Below are 278 nucleotides of genomic sequence, written 5' to 3'. Positions count from 1 at the left end.
GCGTATTGCATCAGGCGTTGGATCCATTTGCATTTGTGCGTTATTTGACAGGTTTTTAATGTTTGATTTTTTGAGTGCTAATTTCTTCACAATTAGTGCTTATTCAAAGGCTCACCCGATTTTATTGAACTCATATGGTGCGAACTCATTGGCTCGCCGGGTTTTATGGCGCTTTTAGAGTGCTCGGGCTGGGGTAAGGTTGTCTCCTCAGCCATTACTACAGTAGAGGCATCTTGCCCTACCGTCGGGACAGGCCCACTTAGGCTGCTTTCGGTATT

The 278-nt window shown here is 45.7% G+C and carries 1 pseudogene; it reads right to left on the bottom strand.

The annotated features are described in order from the left end of the window. Positions 1-92: 92 nt before the first annotated feature. Positions 93-278: pseudogene (locus tag CWC14_RS19525) on the bottom strand (prohibitin family protein); the annotation flags it as partial.

The sequence above is a fragment of the Pseudoalteromonas sp. S3260 genome (assembly GCF_005886925.1).
In the GTDB taxonomy this organism is placed as follows: domain Bacteria; phylum Pseudomonadota; class Gammaproteobacteria; order Enterobacterales; family Alteromonadaceae; genus Pseudoalteromonas; species Pseudoalteromonas tetraodonis.
Note: the sequence above shows the minus strand (reverse complement) of the source record. Positions and strands in the feature narration are given on the sequence as shown.